This is a genomic window from Micromonospora sp. PLK6-60, assembly GCF_019890675.1.
Taxonomy (GTDB): domain Bacteria; phylum Actinomycetota; class Actinomycetes; order Mycobacteriales; family Micromonosporaceae; genus Micromonospora.
Map to the genome: position 1 here is coordinate 214,150 of NZ_JAIOAA010000005.1, position 12,659 is coordinate 226,808.

A 12,659-nucleotide genomic window follows, 5' to 3' on the forward strand; every position below is an offset into this window, starting at 1 on the left:
TCCGGTTGCAGCATAGAGCAGCCGAAGATAATCTCGACCATCAAGATACTCGGTGATCGAGCGTACCGCCCGGTCCCCGCGTTCCTCCCCCTTTCCGCGGGCCCCGCGCTCGAAACCCCGCCGACAGACGATGAGGCATCCGATGTCCCTGTTCACCCGCGTCGCCCGCGGCCGGCTGGCCGCCTGGCTCACCATTGCGGCGGCGATCGCGCTCGGCGCGGCGGTCTTCGCGCTGCCCCGGCCCGACAACCCGGCACCCGTCTCCGCCACCGGCCTGTCCGAGGAATGGCAGTCCACCCAGGTCGAGCGGTTGCAGGAGCAACTGCCCGACCGCGACGTCCAGCCCGCCATCGTGGTGCTCAGCCGGGCCGACGGCGGCCGGCTCACCGACGCCGACCGCGCCGCCCTGGCCGGCGACCCGGTCGACCTGAGCCGGTACGCCGTCGGCGGCCGGATCCCGCCGCCGCAGACCTCACCGGACGGGACCGTGGCGCTGGTCGTGGTGCCGGTGTCCACCGCCGGCGGGGTGCTGCCGACCACCGACCGGGTCACCGAACTGCGCGACGCGCTCGCCGCCGTGCCGGACGGGCTCACCGCACAGGTCACCGGCGCGCCCGCGTTCACCGCCGACCTCAGCAAGGTCTTCGACGGGGCCAACACCACCCTGCTCATCGTCACCGCCGCCGTGGTGGCGGTGCTGCTGCTGATCACCTACCGCAGCCCGTTCCTGTGGATCGTGCCGCTGCTGGTCGTCGCCGCCACCGAACAGCTCACCCTGCGCGCCGTCGAGTCGATCGTCCCGGCGCTCGGCATCTTCCTCCAGGACGGCCAGGTCACCGGCATCGCCAGCGTCCTGGTCTTCGGCGCCGCCACCAACTACGCCCTGCTGCTGATCGCCCGCTACCGGGAGGAACTGCGCCGCACCGAGGACCGGTTCGCCGCCATGCGGCACGCCCTGCGGCGTACCGCCGAGCCGATCCTGGCCAGCGGCTCCACGGTCGTGCTCGGCACGCTCACCCTGCTGCTGTCGGAGCAGGAGACCAACCGCGCCCTCGCCGTGGCCTGCGCCACCGGTGTGGTGTTCGCCATGCTCTCCGCGCTGTTCGTGCTCCCCGCCGCGCTGGTGCTCTTCGGCCGGGGCCTGTTCTGGCCGTTCGTGCCGAAGGTGGGCGGCCCGGCCCGGGAGGGCCGGCTGTGGGGCCGGCTCGGCGCCGCCGTCGTCCGCCGGCCCGCGCCGGTCGCCGCGCTCGCCACGCTGCTGCTGGTCGGCCTGGCGCTCGGCGGGCTGAGCATCCGCACCGGCCTGTCCGAGACCGAGCAGTTCCGGGCCCAGCCCGAGGCGGTGGTCGCCGCCGAGACCCTGGCCCGGGCGTTCCCGGCCGGCACGACCCAGCCGGTGGCCGTGCTGACCACCCCGGCGGCCGTGGCCGCGGTCACCGAGGCAGCGGCCGCGGTCGACGGGATCGCCTCCGCCCGCCCCGGCGAGGCCGGCCCGAACGTCGCCCAGGTGGACGTGGTGCTGGAGGCGGAGCCGGGCACCGCCGCCTCCGACCGGGCCATCGAGGCGCTGCGCGACGCGGTGGCCGCCGTACCCGGGTCCGCTCCCCCGGCGGTCGACGGCGCCGACGCGCCGCGCGGCGCCCTGGTCGGTGGCACCGTCGCCGCGACGCTGGACAGCACCGACGCCAACAGCCGGGACCTGCGGCTGATCCTGCCCATCATCCTGGCGCTGGTCGGCACCGTGCTGATCCTGCTGCTGCGCGGCCTGCTCGCCCCGCTGCTGCTGGTGCTCACGGTGATCGCGTCCTTCTTCGCCAGCCTCGGCGCGGCCTGGCTGCTCTTCGACCACGTGCTCGACTTCCCCGCCCTGGACAGCGGGGTGCTGCTGCTGGCCTTCGTGTTCCTGGTGGCGCTCGGTGTCGACTACAACATCTTCCTGGTCACCCGGGCCCGCGAGGACGCCCGCACGATGGGCACCCGCGACGGCATGCTCTCCGCGCTGCGGGTCACCGGCGGGGTGATCACCAGCGCCGGGGTGCTGCTCGCCGCGGTCTTCGCCGTGCTCGGCGTGCTGCCCCTGATCACGCTCACCCAGATCGGCATCATCGTCTGCATCGGCGTGCTGCTGGACACCCTGCTGGTGCGTACCGTGCTGGTGCCGGCGCTGGCGTTCCTGCTCGGCGACCGCTTCTGGTGGCCGGGACGGCCGCCGCGCACCCGGCCGGCGACCGAGCAGCCGGACGCCGCCGAGCCCCGGCCGGCCCTGCGGTAGGAACCGCTACGGGGGGGCCGGCGGCGACCAGCCACCGGCCCCCCGGACGCGCGGCTCGGTGTGTCGCCGGTCACGACGACCCCGTACGCCGGGCAGCGCGGACCCGGTGCGGCGCGAGGCCGCGTAGGCTAGGAGGCCGACCAGCAGCGGGCCGCCTCACCCGGCGTACCCGAGCCGAAGATCATCGTCGACCCACGGCCGCGTCCCCGCGGCCGGCTGTCGGGCCGGCGGCGACGGCGGGCCCTGCCGCGACTCGGCAGGTCACGCCCGGCCCGGACGCGCCGGGCCGACGTCCGGCCCACCGTGCGAACGGTCGGCACCGCAGTCAACGCTGAAGATCCGGACGCCGTCCGGGGGTGACCCCGGCCCGCGTCCCGGCAACCGCAGACAGGAGTATGGAGGGTATGCAGCTACGCACCGACCTCCGCAACGTCGCCATCATCGCCCACGTCGACCACGGCAAGACGACCCTGGTCGACGCCATGTTGCGGCAGGCCGGCGCCTACGGCGCCCGTGGTGAGGACACCGAGCGGGTCATGGACTCGATGGACCTCGAACGGGAAAAGGGCATCACCATCCTGGCCAAGAACACCGGCGTGCGGTATCTGCCGGCGGACGGGTCCGAGCCGGTCACCATCAACATCATCGACACCCCCGGCCACGCCGACTTCGGCGGCGAGGTCGAGCGCGGCCTGACCATGGTCGACGGGGTGGTGCTGCTGGTCGACGCCAGCGAGGGCCCGCTGCCGCAGACCCGGTTCGTGCTGCGCAAGGCGCTGCGCGCCCGGCTGCCGATCATCCTGGTGATCAACAAGGTGGACCGTCCCGACGCCCGGATCAAGGAGGTCGTGGACGACACCTACGAGCTCTTCCTCGACCTGGACGCCGACGAGGAGCAGATCGACTTCCCGATCGTCTACGCCTGCGCCCGCGACGGCATCGCCTCGCTCACCCAGCCGGCCGACGGCGCGGTGCCCGACGACAGCCACAGCCTGGAGCCGCTGTTCCGCACCCTGCTGGACACCATCCCGGCCCCCGCATACGAGCAGGACGCGCCGTTGCAGGCGCACGTCACCAACCTCGACGCCTCGCCGTTCCTGGGCCGGCTGGCGCTGTGCCGGGTCCGGCAGGGCACCATCGCCAAGGGCCAGACCGTGGCCTGGTGCCGCACCGACGGCAGCACCCAGCGGGTCCGCATCTCCGAGCTGCTGATGACCGAGGGCCTGGAGCGCAAGCCCGCCGAGTCGGCCGGCCCGGGCGACATCATCGCGGTCGCCGGCATCCCGGAGATCATGATCGGGGAGACCCTCGCCGACGCCGAGAACCCGGTGCCGCTGCCGCTGATCACCGTCGACGAGCCGGCCATCTCGATGACCATCGGCACCAACACCTCGCCGTTGGTCGGCCGGGTCAAGGGCGCCAAGGTCACCGCCCGGATGGTCAAGGACCGGCTCGACAAGGAGCTGATCGGCAACGTCTCGCTGCGGGTGCTGCCCACCGAGCGGCCCGACGCCTGGGAGGTGCAGGGCCGTGGCGAGCTGGCCCTGGCCATCCTGGTCGAGCAGATGCGCCGGGAGTCCTTCGAGCTGACCGTCGGCAAGCCGCAGGTGGTCACCCGGGAGATCGACGGCAAGACCTGCGAGCCGGTCGAGCGGCTGACCATCGACGCCCCCGACGAATACCTGGGCGCGATCACCCAGCTGCTGGCCACCCGCAAGGGCCGGATGGAGCAGTTGGTCAACCACGGCACCGGCTGGATCCGGATGGAGTGGCTGGTCCCGGCGCGCGGGCTGATCGGCTTCCGCACCGAGTTCCTCACCGAGACCCGCGGCACCGGCATCCTGCACCACGTCTTCGAGTCGTACGAGCCGTGGTTCGGCGAGCTGCGCACCCGGCAGAACGGTTCGCTGGTCGCCGACCGGTCGGGCAGCGTCACCGCGTTCGCGATGACCAACCTCCAGGAGCGCGGCCAGCTCTTCGTCGAGCCGGGCACCGAGGTGTACGAGGGCATGATCGTCGGGGAGAACTCCCGCTCCGACGACATGGACGTCAACATCACCAAGGAGAAGAAGCTCACCAACATGCGCTCGTCGACCGCCGACGAGACCGAGAAGCTGATCCCGCCGCGCAAGCTCTCCCTGGAGCAGGCGCTGGAGTTCTGCCGCGAGGACGAGTGCGTCGAGGTCACCCCGGCCGCCGTCCGCATCCGCAAGGTCGTCCTCGACCAGACCCAGCGCGGCCGGATGGCGGCCCGCCGCAAGCACGCCGGCTGACCCATCCCGCACCACCGGAGCCCGGCCGCCCACAGCGGCCGGGCTCCGCCCGTTCCGGGACGGGGATCCGCTACGGTCGGCGACATGATCTGGGCGGAACTCGACAGGCGGCTCGACGGGGTGTCCGGCACCGTCTCGGCGTACGTGGGACGACTCGGCGCGGCGTCGGCCTGGACGCGGCGGGCCGACGCCACCCACTACGCGGCCAGCACCATGAAGGTCGGCGTGCTGGTGGCGCTGCACCGCGCCGCCGAGGCCGGGGCCATCGACCCGGACGCCCCGGTCCCGGTCACCAACGAGTTCGACTCCGCCCAGCCCGGCGCGCCCCGCTTCGGCTGCGACCGCAACTACGACAACGACGAGGCGGTCTGGGCCCGGGTCGGCGCCACCGCCCCGCTGCGCTGGCTCGCCCACCGGATGATCGTCCGGTCCAGCAACCTGGCCACCAACATCGTCATCGGCCACCTCGGGCTGCCGGCCATCGCGCAGGTGTGGACGCTGGCCGGCGCCCGGCACAGCGTCACCGGCCGCGGCATCGAGGACTTCGCCGCCCGCGAGGCCGGCATCACCAACCTGGTCACCGCCGCCGACCTGGCCGCCCTGCTCGGCGGGCTGGCCCTGGGCGCGCGACGGCCCGGCCCGCTCGCCGCCCCGGCCGGCTGCGCGGCCATGCTGGACGTGCTGTTCGCCCAGGAGCACCGCGAGGACCTCGCCGCCGGGTTGCCCGACGGCACCCGCATCGCGCACAAGAACGGCTGGGTACGCGGCGTCCGGCACGGCGCCGGAGTGGTCTTCCCCGACGACGCCCCGCCCTACGCCATCGCCGTCTGCACCACCACCGACCTGGCCGACGGCGGCCCGGACGGCGAGGGCACCGACGACGCCTGCGAGCTGATCGCCGACGTCTCCGCCCGCGTCTGGGCGGCCCGGCACGACCTGCCCGGCTGACCGCCGCTCACTCCAGCAGGCGCGCCCGCAGCGCGGCGAGCGTCGCGTCGTCCACGCCCAGCCCGTCGCGCAGGTACGCCCCGAACGAGCCGTGCACCCGGCGCACCTCCGCGTACGCCGCGTCCAGGTAGTCCGGCCGGACCTCCAGCACCGGCCGCGCGACGGCCGGGTCGAGTTCCGGCCGGCGCCGGGTCATCGCCTCCAGCAGCACCTCGTTCAGGCTGCCGGCCAGCTCGTTGTGGCGCAGGTAGTCCGCCCGGACCGCCTCCTCGTCCACCCCCAGCGCGGTGAGCAGGACGACGGCCAGCCACCCGGTGCGGTCCTTGCCCGCCGAACAGTGGAACAGCAGCGGCAGGTTCTCCGCGTCGGCGGCCAGCCGCACCGCCGCCCCGAACCCGGCCACCGCCGCCGGACCGGTCACCAGCCAGCGGTAGATCTCCCGCATCGCCGCCGGCGTGCCCTCCCGCGCCAGCTCGTCGTACGCGTCGAGGTCGTGCCCGAGCAGCACCGCCGACACGTAGACGAAGACCGGGTGCCGCGGGTCCAGCACCGGCAGGTGCACCACCCGTGGCTCGCCGGGCAGCCGGTCGGCCGGCGCGAGGTCGATCTCCGCGGCGTCCCGCAGATCCACCACGCACGCCGGGGCGAGCTTCGCCAGCACCCGCAGGTCGTCGTCGGTCAGCCGGCCCAGGGCAGGCGTCCGGATCAGCCGCCCGACGCGCACCCGCCGCCCGTCGGCGCCGACGTGGCCGCCCAGGTCACGCGCCTGCGGCGCGCCCACCAGTGCCCAGTCCGGTACGACCATCGAGCCTCCCCTGTCCGCGATGCGTCCTGTATAGGGTGCCGGACATGACAATCGCCGCGGTACGCACCCACCGGCTCTCCGCCCCCTTACACACCCCGTTCGTCACCGCGCTGCGCCGCACCACCACCGTGGACACCCTGGTCGTGGAGGTCGTCGACGACGAGGGGCGCTCCGGGTTCGGGGAGGCCCCGCAGGTGTGGCAGGTCACCGGCGCCTCGGTGACCGGGGCGCAGGCCTGCGTCCAGGACGTGCTCGGCCCGCTGATCGCCGGCCGGGACGCCGACGACCTCATGGCCCGCTGCGGCGAGGTGGCCCGGGCGGTGGTGGGCAACGAGTCCGCCAAGGCGGCGGTGGACGTCGCGCTGCACGACCTGGCCGCGCGGCGGCTCGGCGTACCCCTGGTGCGGCTGCTGGGCGGCACCGCCCTGCGGGTGCCGACGGACGTCACGCTGGCCGCCGGCGACCCGGCCGAGCTGGCCGCGGCCGGCCGGCAGCGGCGGGCCGAGGGGTTCTCGGTGCTCAAGCTTAAGGTCGGCACGGACGCCGCCGGTGACCTGGAGCGGGTCCGCGCGGTACGCGCCGCGGTCGGGCCCGGGGTACGGATCCGGCTCGACGCCAACCAGGGCTGGACGCCCCGGGAGGCGGTCCGGGTGATCAACGGGATCGCCGACGCCGGGCTGGACGTCGAGCTGGTCGAGCAGCCGGTCGCCCGCTGGGACCTGGACGGGCTGGCCTGGGTCAGCGACCGGGTGCCGGTGCCGATCCTCGCCGACGAGTCGGTGTTCGGCGTCCGGGACCTGGTCGAGGTGATCCGCCGTCGGGCCGCCGACCTGGTCAACGTCAAGCTCGCCAAGTGCGGTGGCCTGCTGCCGGCCCGTACGCTGCTCGACCTGGCCGCGGCGCACGGGGTCGGCACCGTCGTCGGGTCGATGATGGAGAGCCAGGTCGGCGTGGGCGCGGCGGCGAGCCTGGTGGCCGCGTACGGCACCACCGCCGTATCCGATCTGGACGCGGCCTGGTGGCTGGCCTGGACCCCGGTGCGCGGCGGCCTCCGCTACGAGGACGCGACAGTCGTCCTGCCGGACGCCCCCGGTCTCGGTATCGAGTCGGTTACTGAAGCAAAGCTACGTCGCCAAGGTTGAGCTTCGGCGGTTTCTTTCATATCGTCGCTCAGGAGGGACGGCGCGACCTGGAGGGGCACGTGCAGCTGCAACCGGGCCGGGAGGCCCTCGTCCGGGTCGCGGTCGCCACGCTCTGGGCCGCGCCCGAGGCGGTGCGACCGGTCGACCACCCGGCGCTCGCCGGGGAGACCGACGTCCGGCGCTGGATCGACGGCATGGCGCCCGACCAGCGGGTCGGCGACTGCGTGCTCAGCCAGCTGCTGCTCGGCGAGCGGGTGCTGGTCGACGAGGTCCGCCCCGACGGGTGGACCCGGGTGATCGCCGTCGAGCAGCCGGCCGCCCGGCTCGACCCGCGCGGCTATCCAGGTTGGCTGCCCACCGCGCAGTTGACCCCCGCGCCGCCGCAGGACGGCCCGGCCGCGTCCGTGACGCTCGACTCGACCGCCACCGACCTGCGGTGCCGCCCCGCCGGGCCGACCGCGCTCGCCGGCGCGGTGCTCGGCACCCGGCTGCCCACCGCCGGTCCCGCCGTCGACGGCTGGCTGCCGGTGCGCGCCCCGGGCCACGCCGCACCGGTGTGGGTCGGCGAGACCGAGGCGGCGCCGCCTCCCGCGCGGCGAGCCGACCCGCGAGCGGCGATGGCCGTCGCCGACCGGCTGCGCGCCGTGCCCTACGTCTGGGGTGGCCTCTCCCCCTACGGCATCGACTGCTCCGGGCTGGTGCACCTGGCCTGGCGCCGGTTCGGGGTGATGGTGCCGCGCGACGCGTACGACCAGGCCCAGGCGGTCGTTCCGGTGCCGCTGGGCGAGGAACAACCGGGTGACCTCTACTTCTTCGCCCGGCCCGGCCGCCCGATCCACCACGTCGGTTTCGTGACCGGTGAGCCGGGCGGCGAGCGGCGCATGCTGCACGCCTGTTACCGGCAGCGGCACGTGGTGGAGGAGGCGCTCCCCGCCGAGCGGCTGGCCACCCTGGTCGCCGCGGGCCGGATCTGACCGTCGGCCGCCGGTCCCGCGGGGTGCCGGACCGGCCGGCGCCCCGCGGCCCCGATCAGCGTCGCGCCTCGGCGAGCTCCCGCCGGCGGTCCCGGGCCGACTTCACCAGGCTGGCCACCGTGGCCACCAGGAGGGTGCCGAGGATGACGGTCAGCGAGAACCAGATCGGCATGTGCGGCGCCCAGCCCACCGGCTCGCCGTTGTTGACGAACGGCAGGTGGTTGTCGGCGAGGGCCTCCAGCACCAGCTTGACGCCGATGAAGCCGAGCACCACGGCCAGGCCGTAGCTGAGGTAGATCAGCCGGTCCAGCAGCCCGCCGACCAGGAAGTAGAGCTGACGCAGCCCCATCAGCGCGAACACGTTCGCGGTGAAGACCAGGTACGGCTCCTGGGTGATCCCGAAGATCGCCGGGATGGAGTCGAGCGCGAAGATCAGATCGGTGGTGCCGATCGCGATCATCACGATCAGCATCGGGGTGAAGAGCCGCCGGCCCCCCTCGTGGGTGGTCATCTTCGCGCCGTCGTAGTCCTTGGACACCGGCAGCGCCTTGCGGCTCCACCGGATCAGCACGTTCTCGGTGAACTCCTCCTCGTCCGGCTCGCCCTGCCGCGCCAGGTTGACCGCGGTGTAGATGAGGAACGCGCCGAAGATGTAGAACACCCAGGAGAACTGCGAGATCAGGGCCGCACCGGCGGCGATGAAGCCACCGCGCATGACCAGCGCCAGCACGATGCCGATGAGCAGCACCTTCTGCTGGTACTGCCGGGGCACCGCGAACCGGGCCATGATGATCACGAAGACGAAGAGGTTGTCGACGGAGAGGCTGTATTCGGTGAGCCAGCCCGTGTAGAACTCACCCGCCACGGCGCCGCCCGCGGTGAGCCAGAGCCCGGCGCCGAAGAGCAGCGCCAGCCCGACATAGAAGCTGACCCAGAGGCTCGACTCGCGGACGCTGGGCTCGTGCGGACGCCGACCGATGATCAGCAGGTCGACGAGGAGAACCGCTGTCAGTGCGACGAGAGTTCCCGCCCACACCCATCCGGACACGTTCAATCCATTCCTCCGGCAGACACGCGGCGTCGGGCACGACGGTACGCCGAGTGACGGCACGGCGTGCGGCGACGCTGACTGTGGTGACTGTCGGAGGTCTCTTCCGTCAACGGCCCAGGCTGGGTCGCTGACCGGCGGGGCCGGGTCGGGTGCCGGGGGTTGGCGGTCGACCGTGCTGACGACTCCGTCGCGGGGGAATACTCCCCTCCTCGGCCGCCATTGTTCACCATCCCGCCCCGCCGGCGCATCCCCAGGCGCCGCAATTGACGCCGATGTCACGGCGCGGGGCGCACACTCGCTAAGGCTTCCTAGGAGGCTAGGTGCTATTCGGCGGCTCGGCTCGCCGCCGGGGCCGGGCCCGGGGCGACGCCGGCCGGGCGGCCGTGGCAGGCTTTCGGACATGGTGCTTGAGGTCGCGCTCATCGACGTACTGCCCGGACACGAGGACGATTTCGCCGCCGCGTACCAGCAGGCGCATCCGATCATCACCGCAGCCGAGGGCTGCCGGTCGGTCCGGATGACCCGGGGCATCGAGACCCCGACCCGGTTCGTGCTGCTGGTCGAGTGGGACTCGGTCGAGGCGCACGACCAGAACTTCCGACAGACCGAGGCGTTCGGGAAGTGGCGGGCGTTGCTCGGCCCGCACTTCGCCGGTCCGCCGGTGGTCGAGCACTTCCTGGACGTGCCGGCCTGAGCCGTCCCGCGCCCAGCCTGAGCCGTCCCGCGCAGAGTGTCGTACCCGTGAGTTAACCTCCGTCCCGCGCGCGGTCGCCGGCCCCGACGGGTTCGGGGGCGCGCCGGGTCCGGGGGCCGCCGCGCATTCCTCGCGCCGCTGCCTGCTCCCGGACCGCCGCGCTCCGCAACACCGCCGCGCGGTCCGCACGGCCGCCGCGTGCCCGACAACCCGCTGGCGTACGGCCGGTCGGCGCGGTTGACTGGCGATCATGACGCAACGGGTGGCTCTGGTGACCGGTGTGAGCCGGCGGATCGGCATCGGTGCGGCGGTCGGGCGCACCCTGGTCGACCAGGGCTGGCAGGTACTGCTCAGCGGCCTGCCGGCGTACGACCGGGCCCAGCCCCACGGCGACGACCCGGACGGGGTGCCCGCGCTCCTGGCCGAGCTGGGCGACCGGGCCGGCCACGTCACGGCCGACCTGCTCGATCCGGCGGCGCCCGGCCGGCTGGTCGCCGAGGCGCTGGCCCGGCACGGCCGGCTCGACGCCGTCGTCGCGGTGCACGCATACTCCACGCACACCCCGCTGGGCGGGCTCCGAGCGGCCGAGATCGACCGGCACCTGCTGGTCAACGTCCGGGCGACCCTGCTGCTGGCCGAGGCGTTCGCCGCCGCGTTCACCGCCGGCACCGGCGGCCGGCTGGTGCTCTTCTCCAGCGGTCAGCGCCTCGGCCCGATGCCCGGCGAGCTCGCCTACGCGGCCAGCAAGGCCGCGGTGGAGAACCTGACCCTCCAGCTCGCCCCGCTGCTCATCGGCGACGGCATCACCGTCAACTGCGTCAACCCCGGCCCGACCGACACCGGGTACGCGCCGCCGGACGTGCACGCCGCCGTCGCCCAGCTCTTCCCCGGCGGGCGGTGGGGCACCCCGCAGGACGCCGCCCGGCTGGTCGGGTTCCTCTGCTCCACCGACGCCGGCTGGCTCACCGGCCAGGTGATCGACTCCGAGGGTGGCTTCCGGCGACACCGGTGAACCGGCGACTCAGCCCGGCGCCCGCCCGGCCGGCGACCCCTCCGCCGCCGATCCGCCGTTCCCGCCCGGCCCCGCCCCGTCCGGCGCCACCCGGCCGGCCGCGTCCGGCGCTGCCCGCTGCCCCGGCACCTCCGGTCCCACCCCGCCCGCCGCGCGCTCGGCCAGCAGCATGGCACTGTCCCGCTCCGACAGCGCCGCCGCGAGCAACCACTCGCCGAGCCGCTCGTAGCGCAGCACGTCCGGCTCGGCGACCAGCCGCACGTCCGCGGTGAGCGCCTCGACCATCACCGTGCGGGGATCGGCCGGATCCGGGAACGAGTAGCAGGCGAACGGCGTCAGTGGGTGGACGCCACCCGCGACGGCGGCCCCCCGGGGCAGCACCCGCAGCCGCACGTTGGGCCGGCCGGCCACCGCGACCAGGTGGCGCAACTGCTCCCGCCAGACGTCCTCGGGCGCGCCGCCGGGCTCGCACACCCGCTCGTCGAGCACCGCCGTGTACTGCGGGGGCGTCTCGCTCCACAGCACCTCCTGGCGGGCGACCCGGGCCCGTACGTCCGCCTCCACGTCCAGCTCCGGGTGCAGCGACTGCCCGGCCCGCACCCGCAGCCGGGCGTACGCCGGGGTCTGCAACAGCCCCGGCACCAGCGCCGGCTGGTATTCGAGGATGGTGGCCGCGCCCGACTCCAGCTCGGCGTAGGTGCGCTGCCGCTCCCCCATCTCGCCGAGCGCCTTCCACCAGCCGCGGCTGGTGGCCGCGTCCCGGGCGATGACGATCAGCTTGGCGCGGTGCGCCTCGGGGACGTCGTACACGTCGAGCAGGTCGAGCACGTCGGCCAGGTCCGGACGGCTCTGCCCCAGCTCGATGCGGGACAGCTTGGACGTCGACGCCCAGCCGAGCCGGGCGCAGACCTGCTCCAGGGTGAGCGACTCGCGCCGGCGCAACTGGCGCAGCTCCGCGCCGAGCCGGGCGCGTCGAATCACCGGACTCGCTGAAAACGGCATCCTGGCCTCCCCGAATCGGAGAGTACGCAGGACGATCACGCACGGCAATACCTCGCTCGCACACCGCAACGTCCACTGGTCGCGCCGGGGGTCCTGCCGTGCCCGCGGCGCCTCAGGGCCGGTACGTCCCGAACGACCAGACGTTGCCCGCCAGGTCCCGGGCGGCGTAGTCGCGGGAGCCGTAGTCGGTGTCGAAGGGGGCCCGGACGATCTCCGCGCCGGCCGCCCGGGCCCGCTCGTGGTGGGCGTCGACGTCGTCGACCGCCACGTAGACGGCGTAGTCGTCGTCCGCCGGGCGGCCCCGGGAGTCCCGCCCGGAACTCACCATGACGGTGTGGTCGTCGAGGCCCAGCACCGCGTGCGCGACGGCGCCGTCGGGCCCGTCGTAGCGGCGGCGGACGTCGAAGCCGAAGGCGGCACAGAGCTGCTCGATGGCGGCGGGGGCGTCGGGGTACCGGAACACCGGGTGGATGCTTCGCATGGGTC

11 protein-coding genes are annotated in these 12,659 nt (G+C 74.1%); 7 read left to right on the top strand and 4 right to left on the bottom strand.

Annotated elements, in window-relative coordinates; all coding sequences use genetic code 11:
- The first annotated feature begins 142 nt into the window (after positions 1 to 142).
- The 3 genes from K7640_RS12475 (at position 143) to K7640_RS12485 (ending at position 5,493) form a co-directional block, all read left to right on the top strand.
- Positions 143 to 2,272: an MMPL family transporter gene (locus K7640_RS12475; RefSeq protein WP_222954936.1), complete on the top strand. Its 2,130-nt coding sequence runs from the start codon at positions 143 to 145 to the stop codon at positions 2,270 to 2,272.
- Between the two features lie 404 nt (positions 2,273 to 2,676).
- Positions 2,677 to 4,545, top strand: a complete 1,869-nt coding sequence (typA, locus tag K7640_RS12480) for a translational GTPase TypA (RefSeq protein WP_222954937.1) — start codon at positions 2,677 to 2,679, stop codon at positions 4,543 to 4,545.
- Positions 4,546 to 4,629: 84 nt separating this feature from the next.
- Entirely contained in the window at positions 4,630 to 5,493 is an 864-nt protein-coding gene (locus K7640_RS12485) for a serine hydrolase (protein ID WP_222954938.1), read from the top strand.
- Positions 5,494 to 5,500: 7 nt separating this feature from the next.
- On the opposite strand, the gene K7640_RS12490 is transcribed toward K7640_RS12485, so the two are convergent.
- Positions 5,501 to 6,298, bottom strand: a complete 798-nt coding sequence (locus tag K7640_RS12490; RefSeq protein WP_222954939.1) for a tyrosine-protein phosphatase — start codon at positions 6,296 to 6,298, stop codon at positions 5,501 to 5,503.
- 44 nt (positions 6,299 to 6,342) lie between these two features.
- Here K7640_RS12490 and K7640_RS12495 point away from each other — a divergent pair, with 44 nt between their 5' ends.
- Both K7640_RS12495 and K7640_RS12500 read left to right on the top strand, forming a co-directional pair.
- Positions 6,343 to 7,440 carry a mandelate racemase/muconate lactonizing enzyme family protein gene (locus K7640_RS12495; protein ID WP_222954940.1) on the top strand — a complete coding sequence of 366 codons (1,098 nt, stop codon included), beginning with the start codon at positions 6,343 to 6,345 and terminating at the stop codon, positions 7,438 to 7,440.
- A gap of 59 nt (positions 7,441 to 7,499) precedes the next feature.
- The gene (locus K7640_RS12500) at positions 7,500 to 8,414 is read left to right on the top strand and encodes a C40 family peptidase (RefSeq protein ID WP_222954941.1); all 915 of its coding nucleotides are present in this window, start codon (positions 7,500 to 7,502) and stop codon (positions 8,412 to 8,414) included.
- 55 nt (positions 8,415 to 8,469) lie between these two features.
- On the opposite strand, the gene K7640_RS12505 is transcribed toward K7640_RS12500, so the two are convergent.
- Positions 8,470 to 9,468, bottom strand: coding sequence for a TerC family protein (locus K7640_RS12505; RefSeq protein ID WP_222954942.1), 999 nt, complete (start codon positions 9,466 to 9,468; stop codon positions 8,470 to 8,472).
- A gap of 397 nt (positions 9,469 to 9,865) precedes the next feature.
- Between K7640_RS12505 and K7640_RS12510 the strand changes: the two genes are divergently transcribed.
- Together K7640_RS12510 and K7640_RS12515 are read left to right on the top strand one after the other, a co-directional pair.
- Positions 9,866 to 10,159, top strand: coding sequence for an antibiotic biosynthesis monooxygenase (locus K7640_RS12510; RefSeq protein ID WP_222954943.1), 294 nt, complete (start codon positions 9,866 to 9,868; stop codon positions 10,157 to 10,159).
- 250 nt (positions 10,160 to 10,409) lie between these two features.
- Positions 10,410 to 11,171, top strand: coding sequence for an SDR family oxidoreductase (locus K7640_RS12515; protein WP_222954944.1), 762 nt, complete (start codon positions 10,410 to 10,412; stop codon positions 11,169 to 11,171).
- A 9-nt stretch (positions 11,172 to 11,180) separates the two neighbouring features.
- On the opposite strand, the gene K7640_RS12520 is transcribed toward K7640_RS12515, so the two are convergent.
- Both K7640_RS12520 and K7640_RS12525 read right to left on the bottom strand, forming a co-directional pair.
- Positions 11,181 to 12,173, bottom strand: a complete 993-nt coding sequence (locus K7640_RS12520) for a helix-turn-helix transcriptional regulator (RefSeq protein WP_222954945.1) — start codon at positions 12,171 to 12,173, stop codon at positions 11,181 to 11,183.
- Between the two features lie 112 nt (positions 12,174 to 12,285).
- Positions 12,286 to 12,654 carry a VOC family protein gene (locus tag K7640_RS12525; RefSeq protein ID WP_222954946.1) on the bottom strand — a complete coding sequence of 123 codons (369 nt, stop codon included), beginning with the start codon at positions 12,652 to 12,654 and terminating at the stop codon, positions 12,286 to 12,288.
- Positions 12,655 to 12,659 lie beyond the last annotated feature (5 nt).

Coding starts and splice junctions, on each gene's coding strand:
- K7640_RS12475 (WP_222954936.1), top strand. CDS start 143: ATGTCCCTGTTCACCCGCGTCGCCCGCGGCCGGCTGGCCGCCTGGCTC.
- typA (WP_222954937.1), top strand. CDS start 2,677: ATGCAGCTACGCACCGACCTCCGCAACGTCGCCATCATCGCCCACGTC.
- K7640_RS12485 (WP_222954938.1), top strand. CDS start 4,630: ATGATCTGGGCGGAACTCGACAGGCGGCTCGACGGGGTGTCCGGCACC.
- K7640_RS12490 (WP_222954939.1), bottom strand. CDS start 6,298: ATGGTCGTACCGGACTGGGCACTGGTGGGCGCGCCGCAGGCGCGTGAC.
- K7640_RS12495 (WP_222954940.1), top strand. CDS start 6,343: ATGACAATCGCCGCGGTACGCACCCACCGGCTCTCCGCCCCCTTACAC.
- K7640_RS12510 (WP_222954943.1), top strand. CDS start 9,866: ATGGTGCTTGAGGTCGCGCTCATCGACGTACTGCCCGGACACGAGGAC.
- K7640_RS12515 (WP_222954944.1), top strand. CDS start 10,410: ATGACGCAACGGGTGGCTCTGGTGACCGGTGTGAGCCGGCGGATCGGC.
- K7640_RS12520 (WP_222954945.1), bottom strand. CDS start 12,173: ATGCCGTTTTCAGCGAGTCCGGTGATTCGACGCGCCCGGCTCGGCGCG.
- K7640_RS12525 (WP_222954946.1), bottom strand. CDS start 12,654: ATGCGAAGCATCCACCCGGTGTTCCGGTACCCCGACGCCCCCGCCGCC.